Genomic DNA, 26,450 nt, shown 5'->3' on the forward strand with positions numbered 1-26,450 from the left:
TCACTGGCATTCCTGGCCGCTGTTGATGCACTGCACCACCTTGTTCATCAGGTTCTCGTCCATGACGTTGATGAAGTCGTTGTGGTCGGTGATCGGCTTGTGCAGCTGCTCCGGGAAGCCGTCCACGGCGTACGGGTTCTGCACCTGACCGTTCTCGATGGTCGGGGCCGGAACGTCGTACACCAGGCGGACCTGGAGCTGCGGGATGGCCTGGAAGCCGTTCGCGCAGCTGCCGTCGGCCTGGACGAACGCCACGTGGTCACGGTGGTTGGCGCTGTCGATGTTCTGTCCGTCCCAGCAGCTCTGGAAGTTGGACGTGCGCACCACCTGGCTGCCCTCGGGGCAGACCACGTACTTGTCCGTCACCTGCCGGTCCTCGAAGCCGGTGCAGCTGAACGAGGTGTTGGCGTTGTTGAGGCCGTTGGTGAAGGCCTTGGCGTCACCGGTGATGACGCGCAGGAACTTCGGCATGGCGACGACGTCGCCCTTCTTGTTGCCGACGAACTTGATCTCCGCCTGGCTGGCCTCCAGGATCGTGCCGACGTTGCCCTCGGCGCCACCCCCGGCGTCCTGGGCGTCGAACTCGTTCGAGCCGTCCTGGAGCCTGAGCACCGGCCAGTAGTAGGTGGACTTGTCACTCTGGTTCTGGCAGGAGGTGTCCGCGTTGGCGAGGTCGTCGTCGCTGGAGAAGGCGTCGTTGTTCTGGTTGCCGACGTAGTCGTGCGTGTGGTGCGCGCCGTTGTCGACGCCCGGGGCCACGATCAGGTTGTCGGAGTTGAACAGGTTGTTCCCGTTCGTGCCGCATTCCGTGGTGAAGGTACCGGTCGAACCGGTGTCTCCGTTCGCGGCCAGACCGTTAGGGAGGTCGCGGGAGTTCGGCTGGACGTCTTCGATGTTGACGAAGTCCTGCGCCACCGGGCCGTTGCCGGCCTGGCCTCCGTTGCCCTCGGGCACCGGGTCGAGGCCGTTGTCCTCACCCTGGCCCTGGTCCTGGCCCTGGTCCTGGCCGCCCTGGTCCTGGCCGCCCTGGCCGTTGTCCTGGCCGCCCTGGTCCTGGCCGCCCTGGTCCTGGCCCTCGCCGTTGCCGTCGTTGACGTTCGCGTCGGCGGCCATGCCCTGGCACGTGGCCAGCTGCTCGAGATTGTCCGGAGCCTGCCCACCAACACGCTTGATGTTGATGCCGATCCGGTCGATGACCGCGACGCGCTTCGACTTCAGCGGGCCGAGGATGGCGTTGTCGACGAAGCCCGAGTCACCGGCCTGGGCCTGACGCGTGGATGCGAGGCGGGTGTAGGCCTCGCTGATCTGCTTGTCGAGGTTGGCCAGCTCCTTGTCCACCCCCTGGCGAGCACCGTCCGGCACATCGGTCAGCTTCTGTCCTACGTCCGGGCACTGGATCGTTGCGATCTGTGCGCCCGCGGACTTCGTCTGATTCGCCGAGGTCTCCTCATGCGCCGAGGCATAGAAGTTCGCCCAGATCAGCCCGCCCCCACCGAGCGCTAGGGCCGCCGATGCGGCAATGGCCTTGGTGGCCAGCGGCGTGCGGCGTTTTCTTGTGTTGCGTCCCATGGAACTCCTCTGACTTCCTTTTTCGGGGGCATCGAGGCGCCCGACAGGAGTGAAGCGGCTCCCTTCCATACGGAGGGCGTCCCACGGGTGTTCAGAGGTCTCGGAAATTGATGCGAGATTCGTGCGGACTCTGTGCTCTCAACAGCCCCTTCGGCACCGGAAGTTGCGAATCGTCCACGGTGAGTGAAGCGGCTCGTCCGGTTTCACCGGCCGTGGTCGAGATACGCGAGAACCGCCAGCACGCGCCGGTTGTCGTCGTCCGAGACCTCAAGCCCCAGCTTGGCGAAGATGTTGGCGGTGTGCTTGGCGATCGCCCGTTCCGTCACGACCAGCCTGCCCGCGATCGCCGCGTTGGTCCGGCCCTGCGCCATCAGCTCCAGCACCTCCCGCTCCCGGGGCGTCAGCCGCGCCAGCGGCCGGTCGTCGCCCGAACGGCGGGCCAGCAGCTGCTGGATGACCTGCGGGTCCATCGCCGTGCCCCCCGCGGCGACCCGCCGTACGGCGTCCACGAACTGCTCGGCGTCGAACACCCGGTCCTTCAGCAGATAGCCGACCCCGCCCCTGCCGTCGGCGAGCAGCTCACGCGCGTACAGCTGCTCCACGTGCTGGGAGAGCACCAGCACCGGCAGCCCGGGCCGCTTCCGGCGGGCGTCGAGCGCGCACTGCAGGCCCTCGTCGGTGTGCGTGGGCGGCAGGCGTACGTCGACCACGGCGACGTCCGGGTCCAGTTCGGCCAGCGCGGCGGCCAGTTCGGGCCCGGACTCGACGGCCGCCGCGATCTCGAAGCCGTGCGCCTGCAGCAGCCGGACGAGTCCGTCGCGCAGCAGGAAGAGGTCTTCGGCCAGGACTACGCGCAAGGGATCTCCACGGTGACCATGGTGGGGCCGCCCGCGGGGCTGCTGACGGCCAGGACGCCGTCGAATGTACCCAGTCGCCGCTCGACCCCGGCCAGTCCCGAACCGGCCCCGATCACCGCGCCGCCCTTGCCGTTGTCGGTGACAGACGCCCGCAGCATGCCGTCCGCCCGGTGCAGGTCGATCCAGATCCGGTCGGCGCCCGAGTGCTTCACGGCATTGGTGAGCACCTCGCTCACGGCGAAGTACGCGGCCGACTCCACCGGTGCCTGAGCCCGCCCGGGCAGGTCGACGCTCACCTCGGTGGCGACCGGCAGCCGCAGCGCCAGCGCCCGTACCGCGTCGCCCAGGCCACGCTCGGCGAGGACCGGCGGATGGATGCCGCGCACCAGCTCACGCAGCTCGGACAGCGCCTCCACCGAGGACTTCCGCGCCTGCGCGATCAACACCTTGGCCTGAGCGGGGTCCTTGTCCAGGAGCGCCTCGATGGTGCCCAGGTCCATACCGACGGCGACCAGCCGGGCCTGGGCCCCGTCGTGCAGGTCCCGTTCGATGCGCCGCAGTTCGGCGGCGGAGGCGTCGACCGCGTCCCGCCGGGTCTCGGTCAGGACCCGTACCCGCTCGGCCAGTTCCCGCTGGTTGCCGCCGAGCACGGCCCGGGTGAGCCGGAAGTGGACGCCCAGCACGCGCGGGTTGAGGAAGTGGGCGAGGAACAGCAGCACCAGGCCCAGGGCCGCCGCACCGAACGCGGACGCCTGCCCGGTGACCGGCACGAACCCGTACCAATACGTGTCGGGGAAGACCCGCCACAGCCCGATCGCCAGCGCGAACCCCTCCAGCGGATAGAGGAGCAGCACCGCCGGCAGCAGCGCCGTGACGAACCCGGCGGTCATGTCGACCGGCAGCCACCGCAGGTCCCGCCAGGTCGCCGGGTCACGCAGCAGCGCGACGGTGCGCGTCCACGGGTTGGCGCCCCGCGGCAGCGGCCGGTACGCCGGCGGGATCCGCACCCCGCCCCACTCCGCCGCGAGCACGCGCCGCCAGTTCGCGAACGCCCGCACCCCCGTCAGCACGTACGGCGTGGTGACGAGCCCGACCCCGAGCGGGATGAGCGCGATCGAGACCAGCGACAGACAGAAGCCCAGCACCGCCCCCGGCAGGGAGATCAGGGCCAGCGCCAGCCCCCGTATCGCGGCGATCCCGATGCCCCGCCCTGCCGTCCGCCCGTTGCCGTTCTTCGTGTCCATGGTCATGGCGTCAGTCTCGTCGAGCGCGCGGGCCGGGTCACGGGGCCGGACACCCGGTCGGGGGGTGGTGCTACGTACACCCGGGGGGCGGCGTGCGGAGGTTCACGCGCCGGTTCCCGCCGCGAGCACCTTAGCCTCCACCTCCGGGTCGAGGCCCTTGCTCGTCCGGTCCGGGCGCTGCGGCGCGACACCGCCGATGCCGCCCAGCCAGTTCCAGGTGTCCGCCACGGTCTCCCCGACGGGCCGGCAGACCAGGCCGGCCCCGACCGCCCGGGAGACGTCCGCGCTGTGCAGGGCGTCGTGCAGGTCGCTGCCCGGCGGCACCCACACCGGCAATTGCGTCCACGGCTCGATGCCCGCCTCCAGGATCACCCCGGGCTCGGTCCAGCGGAGCTCGGCCGCACCGCCCGTGACCCGCGCGCACGCCTCGAGGAACGTCCCCATCGTGGCGTGCCCCTGCGGGCTCACCAGGGTGTACGGCCCGCTCAGCTCCTGCTCCGCCGCGCCGAGGATCCACTCCGACAGGTCCCGGACGTCGACGTACTGCAGGGGGAGGTCCCGCGGTCCCGGCGCCAGGACCGGCCCACCGCGGGACATCCGGGTCAGCCACCACGGGAGGCGGCCGACGTTCTCGTACGGACCGAGGATCAGCCCGGCCCGGACGAGCAGCGAACGGTCCGCGCCGAAGGACGCGACGGCGGCCAGCTCGCCGCCCCGCTTGTCCCGGGCGTAGTCGGTCTGTTCCGCGTCGGCCGACGCCCCCTCCACCACGGGCGCGTCCTCGGTGTACCCGGCGGGCGGCGCCCACGCGTACACCGAGCAGCTCGACACGTACACGTAGCGGCCGGCGCGGCCCCGCAGCAGCCGCGCCGTGTCCCGCACCGCGCTCGGCGCCGCCGACCAGGTGTCGACGACGACGTCCCACTCGCCCGGGTCGTCCGCCAGGGCGGAGAGACCGCCGGGCGCGGTGCGGTCACCGAGCAGCGACCGCGCGCCCGGCGGGGCCTCGTGCCGCCCCCGGTGGAAGACGGTCACCTCCCAGCCCCGGCCCAGCGCCGCCTCCACGACGGCCCGTCCCACGAACTCCGTGCCACCCAGCATCAGAAGCCTCATGCCGGTGACTCTGCCCGGTCGGGCGAGGGGGCGGAACGGGGATCTGCTGTCAGCAGACGGCGCACCCCCGGCCGCCCGGGAGGATCAGTGTCCCGTCGGCGGCACGTAGGTGTAGCCGACGCGGCGCACCGTCCGGATCGTGTCGCGGTGCTCCACGCCCAGCTTGCGGCGCAGGCGGGCGACGTGGACGTCGACCGTGCGGCCGTCGCCCACGTGCCCGTAGCCCCACACGGTGCCGACCAGCTGGTCGCGGGTGTGCACCCGGCCCGGATGCGCCACCAGGTGCGCCAGCAGCTCGAACTCCAGGTACGTGAGGTCGAGGGGCCGCCCGGCCACCCGGGCGGTGCGCTGCGCGGTGTCGACGCGGATCAGCGGCTCGCCGCCCGGCTCGGCAGCGGGCACCGGCCCGGCGGCCTGCGGCGGGCCGGGCACCGCCACCGGGAACGGCGGCTGCTGGTCGGCCGGGACGAGCACCAGGTAACCGACCATCGGCGGCTGCCCCGGCAGCGTCGGCAGGGTGTGCGGGGGCGCCGGCAGCCAGGTGGCACCCGGCAGCAGGTCCGCGACCGTCACCACCTCGTCCCGGTCGACGGCACGCAGCCGGTGCCGGGAGCCGTGCGGCGCGGGGACGTTGAGAGGGGCGGCGGTGGACAGGGAACGAGAGGTCGCCATGAGAGGTCAGCTCTTTCGCGCGAGGAGTTCGTCGGAGAGGTCGACGGCCGCGATTCGTGGTCGGGCTCGCCGAGGGAGACGTACGCGGTTCGCGCCGGCCGAAGGCCGGGGTGTACGGCGTTAGAGGGCCGGCGCGTTCATCGCGCGGCAACACACCCGGTCGAAGTCGTGGTCCTGGCGGGACGGCCAGAAGGGCTCGAGGTCATGACGACCCGTCGCGGTGCACTCCTGGTAGCCGGTCATGGCTCCATTGAAGCAGGGCTGATCCCCATTGGGGGACCCTCCTCTCACTGTGTGGACACCCCTGTCCCGTCAGGGGCGCGGGGAACTGCGCGGCAAGCCACCATGGCGCGGCAGACGAAAGGGGGCGCCCACCGCGAACGGTGAGCGCCCCCTTCAGGAGCCTGCGGGGCGGATCAGACCTGGCCGGCCTTCTCCAGCGCCGAGCAGCAGGTGTCGACGAGCAGACGCGTCACCACGTACGGGTCGACGTTGGCGTTCGGGCGGCGGTCCTCGATGTAGCCCTTGCCGTCCTTCTCCACCTGCCACGGGATACGGACCGAGGCACCGCGGTTGGAGACGCCGTAGGAGTACTCGTTCCACGGGGCGGTCTCGTGCAGGCCGGTGAGGCGGTCGTCGATGCCGGCGCCGTAGTTCTTGACGTGGTCGAGCGGCTTGGAGCCCTCGCCGAGCGACTCGGCCGCGGTGATGATCGCGTCGTAGCCCTCGCGCATCGCCTTGGTGGAGAAGTTGGTGTGCGCGCCGGCGCCGTTCCAGTCGCCCTTGACCGGCTTGGGGTCGAGGGTGGCGGCGACGTCGAAGTCCTCGGCGGTGCGGTAGAGCAGCCAGCGGGCCACCCACAGGTGGTCGGAGACCTCCAGCGGGGCGACCGGGCCGACCTGGAACTCCCACTGACCGGGCATGACCTCGGCGTTGATGCCGGAGATGGCGAGGCCGGCCTTCAGGCAGTTGTCCAGGTGCGCCTCGACGACGTCACGGCCGAAGATCTCGTCCGCGCCGACACCGCAGTAGTAGCCGCCCTGCGGGGCGGGGAAGCCGCCCTTGGGGAAGCCGAGCGGGTAGCCGTCCTTGAAGAACGTGTACTCCTGCTCGATGCCGAAGATCGGCTCCTGCGCCGCGAACCTCTCCTCGACCTCGGCCAGCGCCGCACGGGTGTTGGTGGCGTGCGGGGTGAGGTCGATGTTCAGGACCTCGCACAGCACCAGGATGTCGTCGCCGCCGCGGATCGGGTCCGGGCAGGTGAAGACCGGGTTGAGGACGCAGTCCGAGGCGTGGCCCTCGGCCTGGTTGGTGGAGGACCCGTCGAAGCCCCAGATCGGCAGCGCGTCCAGACCGGCGGGAGAGCCCGCCATGATCTTCGTCTTGGAACGCAGTTTGGCCGTCGGCTCGGTGCCGTCGATCCAGATGTACTCAGCCTTGAAGGTCACGGGCCTCATCCTCGGGTGTGTCCGGGCGCGTATCGCGGGTGCTTGCGGCGCTGCGGCACTGGGGCGCCGCGTCTGCTGCCCGGCAGCCTGGCAACAGGCGATTTCCCGGCCATTGCTCGCATGTGAACCCCGTGTTACCGGGTCAGGCTGTGCCGTACTTCACGCCGAGAGGCCGCTTCGCGCCGGGCGGCGGCGGGCACCGGCTTCCCTCCGTCAAGCCGGTGCCCGGCGCCGCGCGGCCCGCACACGCCCGGTCCTGCTGCCCCTGGCCGGGGGCAGCAGGACCGGTGACACGTACGAGGTGGGCGGCCGAGGGGGTGGCCGCCGCCTCATCGGTTCACTGGGTCGTACGGCGTCACCCCACCTTCTCGATCAGGGCCCGGCGGATCAGGAACTTGCCGGGCTCACGGACCTGTTCGAAGGCCGCGTTGTTGAGCAGCGCACAGCTGCCGGAGACCGAAGTGACCTCCACCGTCGTGGACTTGTTGTTGTCCAGGTTGGTGACCTTCAGCTTCGTGCCGGCCGGGAACTGGTTGCTGGACGCGGCAGGCGCACCGCCCTCGCCGGAGAGCGTGACCGTGGAGCCGTTGCACACCTGCTGCCCGGAGGCGGCGGCACCGCCGCCGGTGTCTCCCGCGGGGGCGGACCCGGCCGGCTGCGAGGGCTGCGCCGAGGCCGCCGGGTCCGAGGGCTGTGCCGACTGGGCGGGCTGCGACGGCTGCGCGGTCTGGGAGTCCTGAGCCGACTCCCCGACGGCGCATCCCGACGCCTCCTGCTTCCGCTTGATCTCCGCGACGACCGCCTCGCGGTTGGCGATCCGCGCCTCGGACTGCGCGTCCGGGTCGGCCCGCTGGTCGGCGATGAACTTCTGGTTGTTGCCGAGGGCGGTGGCGAGACCCAGGCAGACCGTCGACTCCGACGCCGACTTGGGGGTCGGCGCGGCGTTCGACGTGCTCGCCATGACGAAGGCCCCGCCCCCCGCCACGGTCGCCGCGCTCACCAGCAGCGCGATCTTCTTCTTCGTGCCGAGAGTTCTCCTACGCGACATGCGCGCCTCCTGAAGAGGTAGGGGAGCGTACGCCGCTATGTACGAGATACCGAACGAGGTTACTCAGCGGTTACAGGAGTCACTGAAGTGACCTGTGCCACAGGCGGGTTGGCGGCTCGCCTGTGCGTCAGCGTGACAGGGCGTCCCGTACGGCCTCGTCGGTGCGGCCGACCACCGCCGTTCCGTCGTCCGCGGTGATGATCGGGCGCTGGATCAGCTTCGGGTGCTCCGCGAGCGCCGTGATCCAGCGGTCGCGCGAACCGGCGTCCCGCGGCCACTCCTTGAGTCCGAGGTCCTTCGCGTCGGCCTCCTGGGTACGGGTGATGTCCCAGGGTTCGAGACCGAGGCGGTCGAGCACCCCCCGGATCTCGTCCTCGCTCGGCACGTCCTCCAGATAGCGGCGGACGGTGTAGTCGGCACCCTCGGCGTCGAGCAGCGTCAGGGCGCTGCGGCACTTCGAACACGCGGGGTTGATCCAGATCTCCATGAGCACACGGTACGCGCCGACCATCTTGTTCGATTTCCTGATGCCTCACCCGTACCTCCCGGACCTGCTGTGACGCGACGCCAATTCCCTTCCCCACCTGGGCTTTTGTGGCTCCTTGTGAACTCCCCGTTGTCAGTGCCGGGCGGTAGACTGTAAGCAGTGTTCGAGGGTGGCGCCGGGGATGCCGACGTCTTCGGTGAGCCGCCCGACCGCGACAGGAGGATGCCTGTGCCCGCTGCCGCCCTGAAGTCGAAGCCGTTGCCCACCCAGTCCACCGCGAAGCGTCCCGTCCTGCTCGACCTGCCGTACGCGCCCGTGGAGAAGCGACCGCTGCCGCCGGGCCGGCCCCGCCAGTGGTACGTGACGCACAACCGCCGCCTCAAGGCGATGCGCCTCGCCATCGCCCTGCTCGACTCGGGCGTCTACATGCCGAACCAGGCCCGCAACGAGACGATCCGCGACACGGCGGAGCAGATCGGAGTCCACCCGCCGTCGGACACGACGTGCCACATGGTGCGGGCGTTCATGCGGTACGCCCGCTGAGCCGCTCCGCTTCGAGCGCCGGGCGCCCCGAACGACGGGGCGTCCGGCGCTCGTTCATGCCGTCCGGGCCGCCGAGGCGGCGCGAGCCGGGGGGGGCACGTCACCGGAGGAGGCGGCAAGCCCCTGCGCGCGTGAGGGGCGGGAGGCGCGGAGGGAGGCCCTGGCCCGGGATGGGGACCGAACGCACGCAGGAAGCCCTGGCGTGCGTCACGTGCGGGAGGCGCGGGAAGAAGGCCTGGAGTTGGTCACGTGCGGGAGGCCCGCGGGGCCCGGTCAGGGGAGCTGCTCGACGAGCTCGACCTGCCCTCGGCGCTGATGACCACCGGCTCGCACGGGCCGCACGTGATCGTGCCCGGGCGGGGGAGGCCCGCCGCCCGTCCCGGACGTCGGTCGGTCGACCGGTGCTCGGACGTGCCGCCGCCGCTCAGCCCTGCGCCAGCTCCTTCTCCAGCGGCGTGCGGAAGCGCGGCGTGATCCTGGTCGTCCCCACCCACCCGCTGAGCCGCTCCGCCTCCGACCCGATCGCCGCGAGTGCCTCCCGACCGATGCCCTCCTCGTCGAGGATCCGCCAGGTGATCTCCCCGTCGGGCCGCTGGGCCCAGCCGCCGACCACCCGCCCGTCCCACCACACCGTCGGCCCGACGTTGCCGCTGCGGTCGAACAGCCGGGGCCGCAGCTCCGGCGCGAGATACCAGTCGCGCTGCTGCCACCCCATCGCCGTCGGGTCCAGGGCGGGCAGCAGCGCGGCCCAGGGCTCCTCGGCTCCGATGACCGGTTCGGCGTCGCCCGCGGCCACATACCCCGTGCCCTCGTCCAGCGCCACCGGCTCCGCGCCGATCGCGGACAGGGCCCTGCGGACCTCCGTCACGCGCCACCCCGTCCACCACTTCAGGTCGGTCTCGGTGGCGGGGCCGCACGCGGCCAGCCACCGTCTCAGGAGCTCCGCCTGCGCCTCGGCCGTTTCCAGACCGGCATGCTCGGGCGCCACGGCCCAGCGGAACTGGCTGGATGTCCAGGAGCCGAGCGGCCGGCCCCGTACGACCTTCCCCTCGACGCCCAGCACCCTCAGCAGCCGGGTCGAGACGGTGTGGATCCCCTCGTAGCTCTTGCCGGCCGCGTACACGAACTGCTCGCGCAGGCGCGGTTCGTCCTGGGCGAGTTCGGCTGCCGTCGCCTGCCCGCGCCGGGCGAGCGCCGCCAGCGCCGACTCCTCGACCTCCTTCAGCCAGGCAGCGTCCGGCGCCCCGGCCGCCGCCATGTGCTTGAGCAGCGCGGCCCTCTCCCGGGCGGCGACCGCGAGACCCGTCGAGGCGTGCACCACGGCGGTCAGAGCGGTGGGGAACACGAACACCGTGTGCCGCATGCCGTGCATCCGCACCAGGGAACGGTCCTCGTACAAGGCCCTCCCCATCTCCTCGACGGTCCGGGCGGGGTCCGTGAGCCGGGCGCCCACGGCCAGGTACACCGTCGCCGGGTCCGTGCCGTGCAGCGCGACCAGGGCACCGGCGACTTCCTCGGGCGTGCCCGCCCTGGCCCGCCCGGCCAGTTGCTGGCGCAGCGCGAGCCGGGCCCGCCGCTCATCCGCGCCGATGTACCGCTGTGCACCCATGCCGGCCTCCACTCGTCGCGTCCCCTGCCCCGACCGCATCATCGCGGACACCACTGACAGTCAGCCCCGACCGGCCCGCCGCCTCAGGCGTACCGCTCCATCAGCCCCTCCACATAGGCCTCCAGGCGCTCGCCCACCATCCGCGGCGTCAGATCGGTCCGGCCCAGCTCCCGCCACGGCCCCGCCAGCTTCGCCGCGTCGGGCACGTAGGCCAGGGCATCGAGCAGCCGCCAGTACAGATGCTCCGGGCCGTCGGCCAGGCGCCGCCCGCCCAGGGCCTCGTAGCGTTCACGGAAACCGAGGCCGTACTCGGGTCCGTGCAGCAGCGCGAGGGCCGTCGAGCAGTGGGCGACGTCCAGATCGGCGGGTCCCCACGAGGTCTCCACCCAGTCGACGACACCACCGACCCGCAGACCGGCCCCCGAACCCGTGAACAGGACGTTCCCGGGGTGGAAGTCCCGGTGCAGGAAACAGCCGTCATACGGCGGCGGATCGCGGCGGATGACGTCCACGGCCCGCTCCCACCCCGTAGGGACCGCCGCCGGAGAGGTCCACGCCTGGTACGCACGCGGACGCTCCCGGGGAACGATCCGGTGGATCCGGGCCAGCTGACCCGCCAGCAGGTCCAGCCGCGGGCCGAGTTCATCCTCGTCGACCCGGACCCGCCCCGGCAGCACGGACATCAGCAGGGACGGATGGTCGCAGTGCTCGCCGGTCGCGTCGACACCGATCAGCTCGGCGGCCGGTACCTCCTCCTGCTCCGCCAGCAGTGTGAGGATCTCCGCCTCGCGGGCCAGCAGCCCGGGCGCGTGCCGCCGGAAGAACGGCTTCACGAAGGTCCGCAGCGCCAGCTCGGTGCCGTCGTCGAGGGTGAGCCGCCGCATCTGGGCGCTCCAGCCACCGGTCACAAAGGCCGACTTCTCGATCGTCCGGCCCACCGGGAGCTGCTTGGCCACCCATGCGCGGGTCGCCGTCCAGCCCTGTTCGCCGAGTCCGGTCAGGACGGCGGTGACGAACTCCCGCCGGTCGTCGGGGTGATCACGGAACCACAGGCCCAACCGGTGCCCAGCGTCCGGGAGTTCCCGGTGGGTGAACTGGGAGCGACGGGCCAGCGCCTCGGAGAACGCCTCCGTCACGGCGGGCGGGATGACCTCGTCCGTGCCCGGCGTCACGAGCATCGCCCGTCCCTCGAAAGCACGCAGGACGTCGAGCGCGGGGGCGGCGCGCCAACTCCCGGGCGTGCGGATGATCTCGCTGAACCGCCCGTCACCGGCGCCGAACGGCACGTCCCACGCCTCGGCCGCGTACACCGCCGGCGCGCACAGCCCCAGGGCAGCCACCCGCTCCCCGTAGTGCCGTACGAGATCCGCGACCGTCTGGCCGCTCATGCTGAACCCGGCCAGCACCAGCGGCGCGTCCACGCGCGCGTGGGCGTCGATGACGGAGACGGCCTGTTCGAAGCGGCGGCTCAGGCTCAGCTCCCGCAGCAGGCCGGTGCTCTCCCCGTGCCCCGAGAAGTCGAAGGCGAGGGCGTGACAGCCGTGCGCGGCGAACTCCGCCAGCAGCGGTATCAGCCGCGCCTTGTTTCCGTTGCCCGCGCCGTGCAGCACGACGACCGTGGCCCGGGCCGGCTCACCGCCGCCGGTGATCAGCCCGCTGAGCCGTTCGCCGCCGACGACGTGGGTGAAAGGGATCAGCTCACTCATACGGCCATTCACTCACGCCGTCCCCGGCCAATGAGGGGCGTTCACAGCCCCGGCGCCCCCCACACCGGGAACCAGCGGCTCAGGTCCGGCTCCAGGCGCAGATCGCCGGAGAGTGCGGCCCGCACCTGGAGTTCGAGTGGGTTGTCACGCCGCTGCGTGGCGTCCGGCAGGGGGGCGAAGGGGTAGAACGTGCCGCGCTTGTAGAGGTAGACCAGCGCGAGCCGCCGGCCGGAGCGGTCCTCGAACCCAGCCAGGGAGCACAGCAGTTGGGGCCCGAACCCGTTGGCCTCCAGCTGGCTGTTCACGGCGTGCAGGTCGTTCACGAGCGCGGAGAGTTGGCCGGGGGAGCGGCGCGAGACGAGCCAGGAATAGCCGTAGTCGTCCTGCCGCAGCTCCACCGGCGGGCCGCCGCGGTCGGTGTCCGCGTCCAGCAGGGCCTGCACCTCGCGGTGGGACTGCTCGAAGGCCGCGCCCTCGACGGTGGCGAAGCACACCGCGCCGTGCCCGGTCGGCGTGAAGCCCGTGGCGGCCTCCAGCGTCACGGCCGCCGAGGGCAGCGCGAAGAGCCGGTCGAGATCCGCCCCGACCGGTTTCGTCCGGCCGAGCAGGATGTCCAGCAGTCCCATGCGTCGGTCACATCCCTCCGGGGGCCGCCTCGCCCAGCTCGGCGGAGATCCAGCCCAGCTGGTCGAGCCGCTGCTCCAGGCTCGGGTGGGTCGAGAAGAGCCGTGCGATGCCGGGCTCGCGGCCCAGCGCCGGCGAGAAGTAGAAGGCGTTGAAGGCCTGGGCCGTGCGCAGGTCCTTCGTCGGGATGCGGGCGATGTCCCCCGACACCTTGGTGAGGGCGGAGGCAAGTGCCGAGGGCCGGCCGGTGAGCAGCGCGGCGGCCCGGTCCGCGGCCAGTTCCCGGTACCGGGACAGGGCCCGGATCAGCAGGAAGCTGATCGCGTAGACGGCCGCCGAGACACCCATCACGGCGGCGAAGACCGCAGCCGTGTTCTGGTCCCGTCGGCCCCCGCCGAACAGCTGCGAGTAAAAGGCGAACCGCACGATCAGCCCCGCGAGCACCCCGAGGAACGACGCGACGGTGATCACGGCGACGTCCTTGTGCGCCACGTGCGACAGCTCGTGCGCGAGCACGCCCTCCAGCTCGGCCGGCTCCAGCCGCCGCAGCAACCCGGTCGTCACACACACCACCGCATGATCGGGATTCCGCCCCGTCGCGAACGCGTTCGGCATGTCCATCTCGGACACGGCGACCACCGGCCCCGGCATGTCGGCCAGGGCGCACAGCCGGTCGATCACCGCGTACAGCTCGGGATACTCCTCCCGCCGCACGACCCGCCCGCGCATGGCGTACAGCGCGATCCGGTCGGAGAACCAGTACTGAGCGCCGAGCAGCGCCGCCGCGATCACCACGACCAGCACCCACGATCTCAGCAGCACGATCAACGCGGCGACGAACCCTACGTACAACAACCCGAGCAGGAACAGCGTGATCCCCATTCGGGTGGTCAACCGCCGATCTCTCCGGAAGCGGCTGTGCATCTGCATCACCCCGCAGTCACGCACTCGTCCCACCGCCAGTGTGCACCCGGTGCTCCCCATGAGCGGGTCGTGATCGCCCCCGGGACCGGCAAAGGCCGTCAGCCGTCGGCGGTCACCGCGTAGCCGGGCACCGACGGCCACCGCACCGTCAGCACGACCGACTCCTCCTCCGCACGCCACGAGTGATCGACGCCACGCCCCCACACGACGTAGTCCCCCTGCCGCTCCAGCAGCACGCTGCGCCCGGGCAGCGCGACCCGGAATCGCCCGCTGATCAGGACCAGGAGCGCTGTCCGTTCCTCACCGCGCACCCACCGCGAGCGCTCGTCGCCGCGCGGGTGCACACCCCACTTGACCTCCACCGCCTCGCTGTGGCGCGGATCCCCGGCGTCCTTGAAGTGCCCGAGGAGCCACCCCCGGTCCAGAGTGGCGTCCTGGCCCGCGTTGCCCACATACACGCTGTCGTCCACGGCGCCGGACGCTAGCAGCCGCCGAGCTAGTAGGGAGCGCGGAAGTTGATGTACCCGAGCAGCACGATCACCGCCGCCACGCAGCCCAGCACCACCGCGGTCGAGATCCACGAGGAGCGGCGGCGGGAGCCGGCGTACTCCGGGCCGGCCCGGAACGGCACGGGCCCGGGCGGGTTGTGCTTCCAGCGGGCGGCGAGCATACGGGCCCGGGCCGAGGGCTCCTTGTGCTCGGCTCCGTCAGCCCATCTGAGGTCGAACTCCCGCTGCTGGTCGTCCTGTTCGTGCTCCGGCATGTCTGCTCCACCCCCGTGTGGTCCTGACCCAAGAATAGAACAAACGCCCGCGCCCCCGCTGTCGGAACAACAGCGGGGGCGCGGGCGTCAATGCCTGGACCAGGCGTCGATCACACGTCGAAGTACAGCTCGAACTCGTGCGGGTGCGGACGCAGCTGCAGCGGCGCGATCTCGTTCGTGCGCTTGTAGTCGATCCACGTCTCGATCAGGTCCGGGGTGAACACGTCACCCTGGAGCAGGAACTCGTGGTCGGCCTCCAGGCGGTCAAGGACGGCCGGGAGGGAGGTCGGCACCTGCGCGACGCTCGCGTGCTCCTCGGGAGCCAGCTCGTAGAGGTCCTTGTCGATCGGCTCGGCCGGCTCGATCTTGTTCTTGATGCCGTCGAGGCCCGCGAGGAGGAGGGCCGAGAAGGCGAGGTACGGGTTGCCGGAGGAGTCGGGCGCGCGGAACTCGACGCGCTTTGCCTTCGGGTTGGAGCCCGTGATCGGGATACGCATGGCCGCGGAGCGGTTGCGCTGCGAGTACACCAGGTTGATCGGCGCCTCGAAGCCCGGGACCAGACGGTGGTAGGAGTTCACCGTCGGGTTGGTGAAGGCCAGCAGCGACGGGGCGTGCTTGAGGATGCCGCCGATGTAGTAGCGGGCGGTGTCGGACAGACCCGCGTAGCCGGCCTCGTCGTAGAAGAGCGGCTGGCCGCCGGTCCACAGCGACTGGTGGACGTGCATGCCCGAGCCGTTGTCACCGAAGATCGGCTTCGGCATGAAGGTCGCAGTCTTGCCGTTCTGCCAGGCCACGTTCTTCACGATGTACTTGAAGAGCTGGAGGTCGTCGGCCGCGGCGAGCAGCGTGTTGAACTTGTAGTTGATCTCCGCCTGGCCGGCGGTGCCCACCTCGTGGTGCTGGCGCTCGACCTGGAGGCCGGAGGCGGCCAGCTGGAGGGAGATCTCGGCACGCAGGTCGGCGAAGTGGTCGACCGGCGGGGTCGGGAAGTAGCCGCCCTTGTAGCGGACCTTGTAACCACGGTTGTTCTCGATCGCACCGGTGTTCCAGGCGCCGGCCTCGGAGTCGATGTGGTAGAAGCTCTCGTTCGCCGAGGTGGAGAAGCGGACCGAGTCGAAGACGTAGAACTCGGCCTCGGGGCCGAAGTACGCGGTGTCCGCGATACCGGTGGACGCGAGGTAGGCCTCGGCCTTCTTCGCCACGTTGCGCGGGTCACGGGAGTACTGCTCGCCCGTGATCGGGTCGTGGATGAAGAAGTTGATGTTGACGGTCTTGTCGCGGCGGAACGGGTCGACCCGGGCGGTCGACAGGTCCGCGCGGAGCGCCATGTCGGACTCGTGGATGGCCTGGAAGCCGCGGATCGAGGAGCCGTCGAAGGCGAGCTCCTCGGCCGGGTCGAAGGCCTCGGCAGGGATCGTGAAGTGCTGCATCACGCCCGGCAGGTCGCAGAAGCGGACGTCGATGAACTTGACGTCCTCGTCCGCGATGTACTTCTTGGCCTCGTCGGCGTTCTGGAACATCCAGCTCCTCCTACTCCCGACCGTCCCGCCGGGGTGGTAGTTCGTTCGTGCGGCCAGTGCGGGTGGCACACGCTGACCTCGACCCTAGGGACGCGTGGTTTCTCTGGCGTGACTCATTTGTTTCGCACAAGTTAACCGGCTCACCCACCACCGTAGCCCGGACACACCCCGCCGTGCCCTGGTCATTTACGGGCGCAGTACCGTGGACGGGTGGACAACAGGCAAGCACTCGGATCGTGGCTTTCCGGGCCCCGCGCGGCCGCGGAAGAGGCCGGTGTCGACTTCGGATACCGGGGCGAGCAGCTCGGTCTGCCCGAGGAGGGACCCGGTTCGATCGCCCGCCCGGGCCGCCGGCTCGGCGCCCTCGCGGTCGACTGGGGCCTGTGCCTCCTGATCGCATACGGTCTCATCACGCAGAGCTACAACGAGGCGGCCCAGATCTGGGCGCCGCTCATCATGTTCGGGCTGATGGTCCTCACGGTCGGTACGGTCGGCTTCACCCCGGGCAAGCGCCTGCTCGGCCTGCGGGTGCTCGCCCTGGACACCGGCCGGGTCAGCCCGTGGCGCGGCGCGCTGCGCACCGTCCTGCTCTTCCTCGCGATCCCCGCCCTGATCTGGGACCGCGACGGCCGCGGCCTGCACGACCGGCTGGCCGGCACGGTCGAGGTCCGCATCTGACCCGAACCGGCACGAAGACATGAACGAGGGGCGCCCGGGGTGATCCGGGCGCCCCTCGTTCATGTCGTGTGCGGGGTGTCAGCGAGTCTTCGGCCCGCCCTTCGGCAGCCGCATGCCCTTCGGCATCGGCCCCTTCGGCAGCGGCATGTTGCTCATCAGGTCACCGAGGGCGCGCAGCCGGTCGTTGGTGGCCGTGACCTGCGGGCCGGTCAGTACGCGCGGGAGCTTCAGCATGGTCGTCCGCAGCTTCTTCAGCTCGACCTGGCCCTCGCCCGTGCCCACGACCAGGTCGTGCACGGGGACGTCCGCGACGATGCGGTTCATCTTCCGCTTCTCGGCGGCCAGCAGGGTCTTCACCCGGTTCGGGTTGCCCTCGGCGACCAGCACGATGCCGGCCTTGCCGACCGCGCGGTGCACCACGTCCTGATTGCGGTTCATCGCCACCGCGGGGGTCGTCGTCCAGCCTCGGCCGATGTTGTCGAGCACCGCCGCCGCGGCGCCGGGCTGTCCCTCCATCTGCCCGAAGGCGGCCCGCTCGGCCCGGCGCCCGAACACGATCGCCGACGCGAGGAAGGCGAGCAGGAGGCCCAGGATGCCGAGATAGATGGGGTGACCGATCAGGAAGCCGATCGCGAGGAAGACACCGAAGGTGACGATTCCGACTGCCGCGAGTACAAGGCCGATCTTCTTGTCGGCCTTGCGGGTCATCTTGTAGGTCAGAGCGATCTGCTTCAGTCGCCCGGGGTTCGCAGCGTCCGCTGCAGGTTCCTTCCTCGCCATGCCCCGAAGTCTACGTGCCCCCACAAGCGCCGACGACGGCAGTGCCCGCATGGGCCCTCGGGGGGAGGGGCGGGGGTCAGGGGCGGACGGTCAGTGACGGACCGACAGGGACTGCTCGATGACGCGCTGCGTCTCGACCCGGTCCTTGGCGCGACGGCGGTCCTCCAGCACGGAGGTCCAGGCGTTGCGGCGGGCGGTGCGCTGACCGCTGCTCATCAGCAGCGACTCGACGGCACGCAGTGCGGTCGTGAAGGACGGGATGGCGGTGGCGCGGACGGGCGGCGCGGCCTGCATGGGTGAGGTCCCCCCTCGGGTGCGGGTGTACGTGCTGTGAGTTCAGCGTCACTGATTGGTGTTACCAGGGCGTGACCGGCCGGTCAAACACCCATGAAGCCCTGGCGGGGAGTGGTGGAACGCCGACGCGGTCCTGACATGTGCCCTCATCTGCGAGGACCGTCAGAACCGCGTCGAATCGGTCACTACCGGCGAGTAGTCTCTTGTGCGCGAATTCACACGCTTGTCCCGCCCCTTGGTGGGCAGAGGTGGTGACGGTTCGTCAGACGGCCGGAGCCGCGACGTGCCCGTCCTCCCGCCGCGGAGCGGCCGAATGACGCTGCTCCATGGCCATCCCGTAGAGCCGTCCGGCGCGGTACGAGGAGCGCACCAGCGGCCCGGACATCACGCCGGAGAAGCCGATCTGCTCGGCCTCCTCCTTCAGCTCCACGAACTCGTGCGGCTTCACCCAGCGCTCGACCGGGTGGTGGCGCACCGAGGGTCGCAGGTACTGCGTGATGGTGACCAGCTCGCAGCCCGCCTCGTGCAGCTGCTTCAGCGCGTCGCTGACCTCCTCGCGGGTCTCGCCCATGCCGAGGATGAGGTTCGACTTGGTGACCAGGCCGTAGTCGCGCGCCTCGGTGATGACCTTCAGGGAGCGCTCGTAGCGGAAGCCGGGGCGGATGCGCTTGAAGATCCGCGGGACCGTCTCGACGTTGTGCGCGAAGACCTCGGGCCGGGAGGAGAAGACCTCCTCCAGCTGTTCCGGGACCGCGTTGAAGTCCGGGGCGAGCAGCTCGACCTTGGTGCGGCCCGCTTCGCGTCCGGCGGTCTGCTGGTGGATCTGGCGCACGGTCTCGGCGTACAGCCAGGCGCCGCCGTCCTCCAGGTCGTCGCGGGCGACGCCGGTGATGGTGGCGTAGTTGAGGTCCATCGTGACCACGGACTCGCCGACCCGGCGGGGCTCGTCACGGTCGAGCGCCTCGGGCTTGCCGGTGTCGATCTGGCAGAAGTCACAGCGCCGGGTGCACTGGTCGCCGCCGATCAGGAAGGTCGCCTCGCGGTCCTCCCAGCATTCGTAGATGTTCGGGCAGCCGGCTTCCTGGCAGACCGTGTGCAGGCCCTCGCTCTTCACGAGCTTCTGCATCGCGGTGTACTCGGGACCCATTTTCGCCCGGGTCTTGATCCACTCGGGCTTGCGCTCGATGGGGGTCTGGCTGTTGCGGACCTCCAGGCGCAGCATCTTGCGTCCGTCGGGTGCGACTGCGGACACGACCGGCTCCCTAGCGATTGATTCTTCGGCGTCCTCAAGCGTACGCCCGTTGATTTGAAAGCCTGCGTGGGCACTGACCCCTGTAGCTCCTGCGCGGGCCGATTTATGCCGCCGGCGTCGTCTCGATCTTCCTGGGCTTCGGCTCCGCGGTCTCCAGGACCTCCCGCAGATGCCGCTCGACGACCGGCAGGACCTCCTCGATCGTCACGTCCCGGCCGAGCTCACCGGCCAGCGAGGCGACGCCCGCGTCCCGGATGCCGCACGGAATGATGCGGTCGAACCACTTGTTGTCGGGGTTCACGTTGAGCGCGAAGCCGTGCATGGTGACGCCCTTGGCGACGCGGATGCCGATCGCGGCGATCTTGCGGTCCTCCCGGCGCTGGCCGGCGTTGGACGGCGCGTACTCCGGGCCGTTCATCCGCGGGTCGAACTCCTCGTCGTGCAGCCGGGGGTCGAAGTCCAGCGACAGTCCGCCGAGCGCGGGGCGCTGCTCGACGGGGTCGCCCAGGATCCACACGCCGCTGCGGCCCTCGACCCGGCTGGTCTCCAGGCCGAACTCCGCGCAGGCGCGGATCAGGGCCTCTTCCAGGCGCCGGACGTGCGCCACGACGTCCACCGGGCGCGGGAGCTTCTGGATCGGGTAGCCCACCAGCTGGCCGGGGCCGTGCCAGGTGATCTTGCCGCCCCGGTCGACGTCGATGACGGGCGTGCCGTCGAGGGGCCGCTCGTCGTCCGTCGTGCGCCGTCCGGCCGTGTAGACCGGCGGGTGCTCCAGGAGCAGTACGGTGTCGGGGATCTCGTCGGCGAAGCGCGCCGCGTGCACCCGGCGCTGCTCGTCCCACGCCTCCTGGTACTCGACGGCCTCGTCACCGAACCCCATGCGGACGAACCGCAACCCACTCACGGCAAGCGCCTCCCTCGGACGGGTGTATCAGGCACGTAGCGCGCCCAAGCCACTGTACGTCCGGCCCGGACACGTCAGTCCCGGGGTCAATCCTCACACGATCGGATGAATGTCCGGGAAAATGTGTGATGGGGTGCTTACTCTCCGCTACATTCGCGCCGTCCAGCAAGCCAAAAGGCCTGCTCACAGGCAATCCGGCACGTCACCGACACCGGAAGGCAGGAGACCGCACCGCACCATGACGGAACGACCCGCGCAGCGCACCCCCAACCGACAGCTCGCCGCGCTCATCGCAGAAGCGGGGTTCTCCAACGCGGGACTCGCCCGTCGCGTGGACCAGCTCGGTCTCGAACACGGGCTTGATCTGAGATACGACAAGACCTCCGTCACCCGGTGGCTGCGCGGTCAGCAGCCCAGGGGCACCACGCCCGCCCTGATCGCCGAGGTCTTCACCCGGCGCCTCGGGCGCCGCCTCACCGCCCAGGACCTCGGTCTGGACGCCTGCGCCCCGGTCTACGCGGGGCTGGAGTTCGCAGCCGGCCCCGAGGAGGCCGTCGACATCGTCAGCGGGCTGTGGCGCAAGGACTCCGGCAGCCACGCCGAGCTCCGCAAGATCGCCTTCACCCCGGCGGGGCTCGTGGTGCCCAGCCGCGACTGGCTGATCGGCCGGGCCGACGAGAAGGTCGCCCGGGGCGAGCCGGCCGCCGCCCGCATCCCGGTCCAGGGCCGCCCGCCCCTGCGCCCCGCTGCCGCGACCGAGCAGGGCGTGCCGTCCCTGCCCCGCCAGCGCGGCCAGGCCGAGCGCGGCCCCGGCCAGAAGGTCACCGCCGGTGACATCGCCGCCCTGCGCTCGGTCGGCGAGCTGTTCCGCACCCTCGACGACGCCTACGGCGGCGGTCACGCCCGCCAGGCCCTCGTGCGCTACCTGGAGCACGAGTGCGAGCCCATGCTGCGCGGCACCTACGGCGAGCAGACCGGCCGCCGGCTGTTCGCGGCCGCCGCGGACCTGACCCGGCTCGCGGGCTGGACGTCGTACGACATCGCCGCGCACGGACTCGCCCAGCGCTACTTCGTGCAGGCGCTGCGGCTCGCCCAGGCGGCCGCGGACCGGACGTACGGGGCGTACGTGCTGGTCACCATGAGCCGCCAGGCCGTCTACCTCGGGCACGGGCGGGAAGCCGTCCAGCTCGCCCGGGTGGCGCAGCAGGGCGTCGGCACCTCGGGACCGCCCGTCGTCCAGGCCCTGCTGCACGCCTCCGAGGCGCGCGGGCACGGAGTGCTCGGAGAGGTCCGGGCCTGCACCGCGGCCCTGGTCCGTGCCGAACGCGCGCTGGAGACGGCCCGGCCCGGGGACGACGTCCCGCACTGGGCGAGGTTCTTCGACGAGGCCCAGCTCGCCGACGAGTTCGGCCACTGCCACCGCGACCTGCAACAGTTCCGCGCCGCCGCCCAGCACGCGGAACGCTCACTCCAGCTGAGGGCTCCCTCCTACGCCCGCAGCCGCCTCTTCTGCCGCGTGGTCCTCGCCACCGCCCGCCTGGGCCTCGGCGAACTGGACCAGGCCTGCCAGCTGGCCGCGGAGGCCGCCGGCCAGGCCGCTGAGATGCGCTCGGTGAGGGCGGTGGAGTACGTACGGGACTTCGAACGACGACTGGAGCCGTACAAGGACGCGGCGCCGGTGCGCGGTTACCGCGACAAGGTAGCGGCCCTTGGGTGAGGTACCTCAGGGGCGCGGGGCTCTGTCGATGTGCGGCTCCGCCGCGTGGGCACGAGCAACCACAGCGCTCCCGCACCCGGCAGCCCGCCTACGCGGCCCGCGGCACCGTGGGCAAGGGGTCCGCAACATGCAGGGAGCGCCCGGCCCCCAGGTCCGCCAGAATCGCCGCCGAAGCCCGATGCCCGGAGTGCAGAGCGCCCTGAACGGTACTGGTGTCCCGGTGATCCCCGCACACGTACAGGCCCGCGAGCAGCCGCACCGGCCGCCGCAGATCATGTGGCGGCCGCATCGCGGGCACGGCCTCGGCCGTATGGTGCACGGCCAGCGTCTCCCAGCGGGCCGTCGACACCCCGTACAGCCGCGCCAGGTGCATCCGCACCGCGGTGTCGACGTCGCCCGGCGGCCGTCCCGGCACCGTCGACGACACCAGCGCCCGCCCCGCGGGCGCCCGGGACGGATCGACGTGACTGACCACCGCCGTGTGCGCGACCGGTCCGCCGAGATCCGCGTCGAGGAGCAGCGACGCACCCGTGCCCGGCGGTTCGTCGGTCGTGTGGTGCACCACCGTCACCGGATGGAACTGCGGCACCCGCAACCCCGGCAGCAGCTCCGCGGCTGCCCGCGCGCCCGTCGCCACCAGGACCGCCCGGCACCGGATCTCACCGTGCTCCGCGGTGGTCACCGAGGTCGTCGACACCGAGGTGACGCGGACGCCGGTGTGCACCGCGCCCGGCGGAAGGGTGCGCGCCAGCAGCTCCGGCAGGGCGTCGGCACCACCCTCCGGCAGACACAGCCGGCCCCGGGCGAAGGCGCGCAGCGCGAGGTCCGCGCACCGGCTGGACGTCGTCAGGCCCGGGTCGCACAGCAGCGCGGCGAGCAACGGACGCAGGAAACCGTCGATCGTACGGGCGGGCAGCCCGCGCGCCGCCAGAGCCTCACCGGCGGGCAACTCCGGCCGGGACAGCAACCGTTCGGCCGGGGTCCCCGCCAGCCGGGACAGGGCCGCACCCAGCCGGGCCTGGTCGACGGCCGTGCCGAGCGGGGCGCCGGACCGGCTCCGGGGCACGGACACCTGCCGGCCGGGCACGGCCACCGGCCTCCTGGGCGGCCTCGGTGCGGACGGCGGCCGGGGAGCACTCGCCAGCGCGCGTACCGCGTGCAGTGCGCCCCGTGCGCCCCCTGCGCCCGGCTGGACAAGGGCGCGGTGGTGGCGTCCGTCACCGTGCAGCAGGACTCCGGGCGCGAAGGGCCGCAGCACCAGCCCGTCGAGACCGGGTGTCAGCCGCAGTTCCGGATACGCCGTGGACAGCAACTGGCCGATCCGGTCGAGCCGGAAGCCGTCGACCTTCTCCGTCGCCATGCGGCCGCCGACCCCGTGGGCGGCCTCCAGGACCATGGTCGTCACTCCTGCGCTGGTCAGCCGGCGTGCGGCCGAGAGTCCGGCGACCCCGGCCCCCACGACGACCACGTCCGCCTGGTACGCGGGCTCAAGCACGTGCCCCTCCTCGAGGTTGCGCGGGCGCTGGAGACGTCATGCCCTCAACAGGCCGCAGGGATACGCGAGTTCTGGTCGAGGGTAGGACCGTGATCGGTCAGCGGGAGTCGCGCATCGGCAGGGCACGGTCGCACGGCGGTCGCATACGGACGCCTGGTGGGCATCAAGTGGTCGCAGGAGGCTGGTGTGCGGCGCGAACGAGCTGTCTCGGAAAGGCCGGTCGGATCCCGGTCAGACGGCCGGTCCGCGCCCACCGAGGTCCGGCCCGGCAGGTCGGGGAGCCGTCACAGCGCCGCCCGGATCGCTCCCTCGATCTCCGGGAAGGCGAACCGGAAGCCCGACTCCAGCAGCCGCGCCGGCAGCACCCGGGCGCTGCCGAGGACGTCCCCGGCCATCTCGCCGAGCACCGTCCGCAGGACGGCCGCGGGCACCGGGAACAGCGTGGGGCGGTGCAGCACCCGTCCCATCGCCGCCGTGATCTCACGGTTCGTCACGGGGTTCGGGGCGGTGACGTTGAACGGCCCGGACAGACCGTCGGTGTCGATCAGGTGCCGGATCGCGGCGACCTCGTCGTGCAGCGCGACGAACGACCAGTACTGCCTCCCGTCGCCCATCCGCCCGCCGGCCCCCGCCCGGAACAGCGGGAACAGCCGGCCCCAGGCGCCGCCCTCGCGGGACACGACAAGACCGGTCCTGGTGAACACCGTGCGGACACCGGCCTCCTGGGCGGGTGCGGTGGCTCCCTCCCACTCCACGCACAGAGCGGGCAGGAACCCCTCTCCCGCGGGCGCGCTCTCGTCGGCCGTCCGCTCACCGGTCTCGCCGTAGTAGCCGATGGCACTGCCGTTGACGAAGACCCGCGGCCGTTCCTTCGCGTCCAGCGAGGCCACCGCACCGGCGAGGGCCGCCGTGCCCTTCACGCGGCTGTCGCGGATCCGCTGCTTGTAGGCGTCCGTCCAGCGCCGGTCGCCGACGCCGGCCCCCGCCAGATTGACCACCGCGTGGCACCCGGCGAGCCCGGCCGCGTCCACCCGCCCGCCCTCGGGGTCCCAGCGGATCTCTCCGGCCGCCCGGGCCGTGCCGCGCACCAGGCGGCGCACCTCGTGTCCGTCGGCGGTCAGGGACCGCACCAGAGCACCGCCGATGAGACCGGACGCACCCGCCACCGCGATTCTCGAACGCTCCATGAACCCATCCTGCCGTGCGGCTCCGCGAAAACCCCCGCAAGGTCTTGATCCACCCGCCGTAGGGTGACGCCCATGCCCGAGCTCCGCGCACCGCACATCCGCACCGCCCGGCCCGAAGACGACGGCGAGCTGGCCCTGCTCGACCGGCTCACCTGGTCACACCGGCACGCGGTGACGCCCGAGCCGCAGCCGCCCTACGCCCCCTTCTTCAGCGAGCGGCACACCCCCGAGGACTGCCTCGTCGCCGAGCTCGGCGGCCGTCTCGCGGGCTATGTCCACCTCGGTTTCCCCACTCCGCTCGACGCGAACCGGCACGTCCGCCAGATCCAGGGCCTCGCCGTCGCCGAGGACGCGCGCGGCCTGGGGGTCGGGCGGGCACTGGTCCGGGCCGCCGTCGACGAGGCCCGCCGGTGCGGCGCCCGCCGCATCACCTTGCGGGTCCTCGGGCACAACACCCCGGCCCGGGCGCTCTACGAGGCCGAGGGGTTCGCGGTCGAGGGGATCCTGCGCGAGGAGTTCCTGCTCGGCGGGGCGTACGTCGACGACGTGTTCATGGGGCGCTTCCTGTGAGCCGGAGCCAGGGGCCTGTCGTTTGGACCAGCCCGCAGACGCGGGGCCTGGCACGCGCATCTGCGGCGTTGTCGTCGGTTGCCGGCTCTCTCACGCTCGGCGGCGCTCGCGCGGGAGGGACCCCCATCGCGCCGCCGCCCTCCTCCGCCTCGCAGCTGCACGCGCCAGGCACCGCTCACCGGTGTTGAGAGGATCCGCCGATTTCCTGCGACCTGATCCGAACGACAAGGCCCTACGACGCGGCCAGCTCGCCCGTGTCCACCGGCGCCGTCGCACCGGCGGCGTCGCGCGCGTCGGAGGCGACCTCGTCCGCCGTCAGGACGTAGCCCGTCTCGGCGTCCGTGGTGGAGCGGGCGAAGACCACGCCGAACACCCGGCCGTCCGTGGTGAGCAGCGGGCCGCCGGAGTTGCCCGGGCGGACCGTGGAGCGGATCGAGTAGATCTCCCGGGTGGCCGTCCCGTCGTTGTAGATGTTCTGGCCCGTCGCCCGCACCCGGTTCGCGACCGTCGCCGCCTGGAGGTTCAGGTCGCCGTCCTCCGGATAGCCCGCCACCACCGCCGAGTCGCCGCGCCCGGCGTCGTCGTCGAAGCGCAGCACGGGTGCCTTCAGACCCGGCACGTACAGCACGGCCACGTCCTTCTGCGGGTCGAAGAGGACCACCCGCGCCTCGTACGCCCGCCCGACCCCGCCGATCTGCACGGTCGGCTCGTCGATGCCCGCCACCACATGGGCGTTGGTCATCACGTGCTCGCGCGCGTAGACGAACCCGCTGCCCTCGCGGCCCTGCGTGCCGGCGACGCCCTCGACCTTCACCGTGCTGCGCTTGGCGGCCTCGGTGGCGGCTGCCGTGACACTGTCGCCGGTGGGCTTGGCGACCTCGGCCGTCGACTCGTTCTCGAAGGGGTTGAAGACCTGCGGGAAGCCCGCCTGCGTCAGCGCGGACGTGGCCCCCGAGAACCAGGCCGGTGTCGTGTCCGGCATCGTCCGCTGCACGGCGCCGAGCAGCCGCGAGTCCCGGATGGCCGAGGTGACCAGCGGCGACGAGGACGCGCCCAGGACGCTCGCGGCCACCCACGCCACGATCAGCACGGCCACCGCGTTGGCCACGGCCCCGCCGATCCCGTCCGCCACTCTGAGCGGCCCCCGGTCCAGCTCCCGCCGCAGCCGCAGCGCGAGGCGCCCCGCCAGTTCGTGCCCCACCACCGCCGGGAGCAGCACCGTGAACACCGCCGCCACCGTCGCCCGCGTCGTGCCCGGCTCCACCAGGTCCATCACCCACGGCAGGGCCCACACGCCGACGACCGCACCGCCCACGAAGCCCGCCAGCGACACACAGCCGGCCACCAGCCCGCGCCGGTACCCGGACGCCGCGTAGGCCAGAACGACCAGCAACAGCAGGATGTCGAGCAGGTCCACGCACGCCGCCTTTCTCTCGGAACCCCTTA

27 protein-coding genes and 1 pseudogene are annotated in these 26,450 nt (G+C 71.7%); 5 read left to right on the forward strand and 23 right to left on the reverse strand.

Annotated elements, in window-relative coordinates; all coding sequences use genetic code 11:
- The 9 genes from ACFY9S_RS04410 to ACFY9S_RS04450 all read right to left on the reverse strand — a co-directional run bounded on the left by ACFY9S_RS04410 (position 1) and on the right by ACFY9S_RS04450 (position 8,438).
- The gene (locus tag ACFY9S_RS04410; RefSeq protein ID WP_391122706.1) at positions 1-1,569 is read right to left on the reverse strand and encodes a DUF1996 domain-containing protein; all 1,569 of its coding nucleotides are present in this window, start codon (positions 1,567-1,569) and stop codon (positions 1-3) included.
- Between the two features lie 203 nt (positions 1,570-1,772).
- Complete coding sequence (locus tag ACFY9S_RS04415; RefSeq protein ID WP_102913192.1) at positions 1,773-2,426, reverse strand: response regulator transcription factor; 654 nt, start codon at positions 2,424-2,426, stop codon at positions 1,773-1,775.
- Positions 2,417-3,676 carry a sensor domain-containing protein gene (locus ACFY9S_RS04420; RefSeq protein ID WP_391122710.1) on the reverse strand — a complete coding sequence of 420 codons (1,260 nt, stop codon included), beginning with the start codon at positions 3,674-3,676 and terminating at the stop codon, positions 2,417-2,419. Before ACFY9S_RS04420 ends, ACFY9S_RS04415 begins: the two co-directional genes overlap by 10 nt.
- A 96-nt stretch (positions 3,677-3,772) precedes the next feature.
- Positions 3,773-4,783 (reverse strand): NAD-dependent epimerase/dehydratase family protein, encoded by a 1,011-nt coding sequence (locus tag ACFY9S_RS04425; RefSeq protein ID WP_391122713.1) that lies wholly within the window; start codon positions 4,781-4,783, stop codon positions 3,773-3,775.
- An 84-nt stretch (positions 4,784-4,867) separates the two neighbouring features.
- A complete protein-coding gene (locus tag ACFY9S_RS04430; RefSeq protein WP_391122716.1) occupies positions 4,868-5,455 on the reverse strand; it encodes a winged helix-turn-helix domain-containing protein in 588 nt (195 codons plus the stop codon).
- Between the two features lie 120 nt (positions 5,456-5,575).
- Entirely contained in the window at positions 5,576-5,698 is a 123-nt protein-coding gene (locus ACFY9S_RS04435; RefSeq protein ID WP_391122718.1) for a hypothetical protein, read from the reverse strand.
- A gap of 173 nt (positions 5,699-5,871) precedes the next feature.
- A complete protein-coding gene (glnII, locus tag ACFY9S_RS04440; protein WP_391122721.1) occupies positions 5,872-6,903 on the reverse strand; it encodes a glutamine synthetase in 1,032 nt (343 codons plus the stop codon).
- Positions 6,904-7,258: 355 nt separating this feature from the next.
- The gene (locus ACFY9S_RS04445; protein WP_391122724.1) at positions 7,259-7,951 is read right to left on the reverse strand and encodes a hypothetical protein; all 693 of its coding nucleotides are present in this window, start codon (positions 7,949-7,951) and stop codon (positions 7,259-7,261) included.
- A 127-nt stretch (positions 7,952-8,078) separates the two neighbouring features.
- Complete coding sequence (locus ACFY9S_RS04450) at positions 8,079-8,438, reverse strand: arsenate reductase family protein (RefSeq protein ID WP_033312581.1); 360 nt, start codon at positions 8,436-8,438, stop codon at positions 8,079-8,081.
- A 228-nt stretch (positions 8,439-8,666) separates the two neighbouring features.
- On the opposite strand from ACFY9S_RS04450, the gene ACFY9S_RS04455 reads away from it, so the two are divergent.
- Both ACFY9S_RS04455 and ACFY9S_RS04460 read left to right on the forward strand, forming a co-directional pair.
- The gene (locus tag ACFY9S_RS04455) at positions 8,667-8,981 is read left to right on the forward strand and encodes a hypothetical protein (RefSeq protein ID WP_033312582.1); all 315 of its coding nucleotides are present in this window, start codon (positions 8,667-8,669) and stop codon (positions 8,979-8,981) included.
- 249 nt (positions 8,982-9,230) lie between these two features.
- Positions 9,231-9,347: pseudogene (locus tag ACFY9S_RS04460) on the forward strand (ATP-dependent DNA ligase); the annotation flags it as partial.
- A gap of 58 nt (positions 9,348-9,405) precedes the next feature.
- Here the strand turns inward: ACFY9S_RS04460 and ACFY9S_RS04465 are convergent.
- The 7 genes from ACFY9S_RS04465 to glnA all read right to left on the reverse strand — a co-directional run bounded on the left by ACFY9S_RS04465 (position 9,406) and on the right by glnA (position 16,127).
- Complete coding sequence (locus tag ACFY9S_RS04465; protein WP_391122727.1) at positions 9,406-10,590, reverse strand: DNA glycosylase AlkZ-like family protein; 1,185 nt, start codon at positions 10,588-10,590, stop codon at positions 9,406-9,408.
- A gap of 83 nt (positions 10,591-10,673) precedes the next feature.
- Positions 10,674-12,296, reverse strand: coding sequence for an alpha/beta fold hydrolase (locus ACFY9S_RS04470; RefSeq protein WP_391122730.1), 1,623 nt, complete (start codon positions 12,294-12,296; stop codon positions 10,674-10,676).
- Positions 12,297-12,337: 41 nt separating this feature from the next.
- Positions 12,338-12,922: a hypothetical protein gene (locus ACFY9S_RS04475; protein ID WP_391122733.1), complete on the reverse strand. Its 585-nt coding sequence runs from the start codon at positions 12,920-12,922 to the stop codon at positions 12,338-12,340.
- Between the two features lie 7 nt (positions 12,923-12,929).
- Positions 12,930-13,844, reverse strand: a complete 915-nt coding sequence (htpX, locus tag ACFY9S_RS04480) for a zinc metalloprotease HtpX (protein WP_391122736.1) — start codon at positions 13,842-13,844, stop codon at positions 12,930-12,932.
- Between the two features lie 98 nt (positions 13,845-13,942).
- A complete protein-coding gene (locus tag ACFY9S_RS04485) occupies positions 13,943-14,314 on the reverse strand; it encodes a signal peptidase I (protein ID WP_391122739.1) in 372 nt (123 codons plus the stop codon).
- Between the two features lie 26 nt (positions 14,315-14,340).
- The gene (locus ACFY9S_RS04490) at positions 14,341-14,607 is read right to left on the reverse strand and encodes a hypothetical protein (RefSeq protein ID WP_391122741.1); all 267 of its coding nucleotides are present in this window, start codon (positions 14,605-14,607) and stop codon (positions 14,341-14,343) included.
- Between the two features lie 110 nt (positions 14,608-14,717).
- On the reverse strand, positions 14,718-16,127 hold the full coding sequence (glnA, locus tag ACFY9S_RS04495; protein WP_391122744.1) for a type I glutamate--ammonia ligase: 1,410 nt from the start codon (positions 16,125-16,127) through the stop codon (positions 14,718-14,720).
- A 210-nt stretch (positions 16,128-16,337) separates the two neighbouring features.
- Between glnA and ACFY9S_RS04500 the strand changes: the two genes are divergently transcribed.
- On the forward strand, positions 16,338-16,805 hold the full coding sequence (locus ACFY9S_RS04500; protein ID WP_102911509.1) for an RDD family protein: 468 nt from the start codon (positions 16,338-16,340) through the stop codon (positions 16,803-16,805).
- Between the two features lie 78 nt (positions 16,806-16,883).
- Here ACFY9S_RS04500 and ACFY9S_RS04505 read toward each other — a convergent pair whose 3' ends face one another.
- The 4 genes from ACFY9S_RS04505 to lipB all read right to left on the reverse strand — a co-directional run bounded on the left by ACFY9S_RS04505 (position 16,884) and on the right by lipB (position 20,035).
- The gene (locus ACFY9S_RS04505) at positions 16,884-17,585 is read right to left on the reverse strand and encodes a DUF4191 family protein (RefSeq protein ID WP_391122748.1); all 702 of its coding nucleotides are present in this window, start codon (positions 17,583-17,585) and stop codon (positions 16,884-16,886) included.
- A gap of 90 nt (positions 17,586-17,675) precedes the next feature.
- Entirely contained in the window at positions 17,676-17,879 is a 204-nt protein-coding gene (locus ACFY9S_RS04510; protein ID WP_391122751.1) for a hypothetical protein, read from the reverse strand.
- A 262-nt stretch (positions 17,880-18,141) separates the two neighbouring features.
- On the reverse strand, positions 18,142-19,131 hold the full coding sequence (gene lipA, locus ACFY9S_RS04515; RefSeq protein WP_391122754.1) for a lipoyl synthase: 990 nt from the start codon (positions 19,129-19,131) through the stop codon (positions 18,142-18,144).
- A gap of 103 nt (positions 19,132-19,234) precedes the next feature.
- Positions 19,235-20,035 carry a lipoyl(octanoyl) transferase LipB gene (lipB, locus tag ACFY9S_RS04520; protein ID WP_391122757.1) on the reverse strand — a complete coding sequence of 267 codons (801 nt, stop codon included), beginning with the start codon at positions 20,033-20,035 and terminating at the stop codon, positions 19,235-19,237.
- A gap of 238 nt (positions 20,036-20,273) precedes the next feature.
- Here lipB and ACFY9S_RS04525 point away from each other — a divergent pair, with 238 nt between their 5' ends.
- A complete protein-coding gene (locus tag ACFY9S_RS04525; RefSeq protein ID WP_391122759.1) occupies positions 20,274-21,752 on the forward strand; it encodes a regulator in 1,479 nt (492 codons plus the stop codon).
- Between the two features lie 88 nt (positions 21,753-21,840).
- Here ACFY9S_RS04525 and ACFY9S_RS04530 read toward each other — a convergent pair whose 3' ends face one another.
- Together ACFY9S_RS04530 and ACFY9S_RS04535 are read right to left on the reverse strand one after the other, a co-directional pair.
- On the reverse strand, positions 21,841-23,247 hold the full coding sequence (locus ACFY9S_RS04530) for an FAD-dependent oxidoreductase (RefSeq protein WP_391122762.1): 1,407 nt from the start codon (positions 23,245-23,247) through the stop codon (positions 21,841-21,843).
- Between the two features lie 284 nt (positions 23,248-23,531).
- Positions 23,532-24,434: a TIGR01777 family oxidoreductase gene (locus ACFY9S_RS04535; RefSeq protein ID WP_391122765.1), complete on the reverse strand. Its 903-nt coding sequence runs from the start codon at positions 24,432-24,434 to the stop codon at positions 23,532-23,534.
- 72 nt (positions 24,435-24,506) lie between these two features.
- Between ACFY9S_RS04535 and ACFY9S_RS04540 the strand changes: the two genes are divergently transcribed.
- Entirely contained in the window at positions 24,507-25,004 is a 498-nt protein-coding gene (locus ACFY9S_RS04540) for a GNAT family N-acetyltransferase (RefSeq protein WP_391122768.1), read from the forward strand.
- 232 nt (positions 25,005-25,236) lie between these two features.
- On the opposite strand, the gene ACFY9S_RS04545 is transcribed toward ACFY9S_RS04540, so the two are convergent.
- A complete protein-coding gene (locus tag ACFY9S_RS04545) occupies positions 25,237-26,421 on the reverse strand; it encodes a MarP family serine protease (protein ID WP_391122771.1) in 1,185 nt (394 codons plus the stop codon).
- Between the last annotated feature and the right edge of the window lie 29 nt (positions 26,422-26,450).

This window comes from Streptomyces sp. NPDC012474, assembly GCF_042955185.1.
Taxonomy (GTDB): domain Bacteria; phylum Actinomycetota; class Actinomycetes; order Streptomycetales; family Streptomycetaceae; genus Streptomyces; species Streptomyces cahuitamycinicus.

Bases quoted from the DNA above. Each gene is read 5' to 3' on its own strand.
- ACFY9S_RS04540 (WP_391122768.1), top strand. From the start codon at position 24,507: ATGCCCGAGCTCCGCGCACCGCACATCCGCACCGCCCGGCCCGAAGAC.
- htpX (WP_391122736.1), bottom strand. From the start codon at position 13,844: ATGCACAGCCGCTTCCGGAGAGATCGGCGGTTGACCACCCGAATGGGG.
- ACFY9S_RS04410 (WP_391122706.1), bottom strand. From the start codon at position 1,569: ATGGGACGCAACACAAGAAAACGCCGCACGCCGCTGGCCACCAAGGCC.
- ACFY9S_RS04510 (WP_391122751.1), bottom strand. From the start codon at position 17,879: ATGCAGGCCGCGCCGCCCGTCCGCGCCACCGCCATCCCGTCCTTCACG.
- ACFY9S_RS04425 (WP_391122713.1), bottom strand. From the start codon at position 4,783: ATGAGGCTTCTGATGCTGGGTGGCACGGAGTTCGTGGGACGGGCCGTC.
- ACFY9S_RS04490 (WP_391122741.1), bottom strand. From the start codon at position 14,607: ATGCCGGAGCACGAACAGGACGACCAGCAGCGGGAGTTCGACCTCAGA.
- ACFY9S_RS04475 (WP_391122733.1), bottom strand. From the start codon at position 12,922: ATGGGACTGCTGGACATCCTGCTCGGCCGGACGAAACCGGTCGGGGCG.
- ACFY9S_RS04465 (WP_391122727.1), bottom strand. From the start codon at position 10,590: ATGGGTGCACAGCGGTACATCGGCGCGGATGAGCGGCGGGCCCGGCTC.
- ACFY9S_RS04430 (WP_391122716.1), bottom strand. From the start codon at position 5,455: ATGGCGACCTCTCGTTCCCTGTCCACCGCCGCCCCTCTCAACGTCCCC.
- ACFY9S_RS04435 (WP_391122718.1), bottom strand. From the start codon at position 5,698: ATGACCGGCTACCAGGAGTGCACCGCGACGGGTCGTCATGACCTCGAG.
- ACFY9S_RS04445 (WP_391122724.1), bottom strand. From the start codon at position 7,951: ATGTCGCGTAGGAGAACTCTCGGCACGAAGAAGAAGATCGCGCTGCTG.
- ACFY9S_RS04525 (WP_391122759.1), top strand. From the start codon at position 20,274: ATGACGGAACGACCCGCGCAGCGCACCCCCAACCGACAGCTCGCCGCG.
- glnA (WP_391122744.1), bottom strand. From the start codon at position 16,127: ATGTTCCAGAACGCCGACGAGGCCAAGAAGTACATCGCGGACGAGGAC.
- ACFY9S_RS04505 (WP_391122748.1), bottom strand. From the start codon at position 17,585: ATGGCGAGGAAGGAACCTGCAGCGGACGCTGCGAACCCCGGGCGACTG.
- ACFY9S_RS04420 (WP_391122710.1), bottom strand. From the start codon at position 3,676: ATGACCATGGACACGAAGAACGGCAACGGGCGGACGGCAGGGCGGGGC.
- ACFY9S_RS04470 (WP_391122730.1), bottom strand. From the start codon at position 12,296: ATGAGTGAGCTGATCCCTTTCACCCACGTCGTCGGCGGCGAACGGCTC.
- ACFY9S_RS04535 (WP_391122765.1), bottom strand. From the start codon at position 24,434: ATGGAGCGTTCGAGAATCGCGGTGGCGGGTGCGTCCGGTCTCATCGGC.
- ACFY9S_RS04450 (WP_033312581.1), bottom strand. From the start codon at position 8,438: ATGGAGATCTGGATCAACCCCGCGTGTTCGAAGTGCCGCAGCGCCCTG.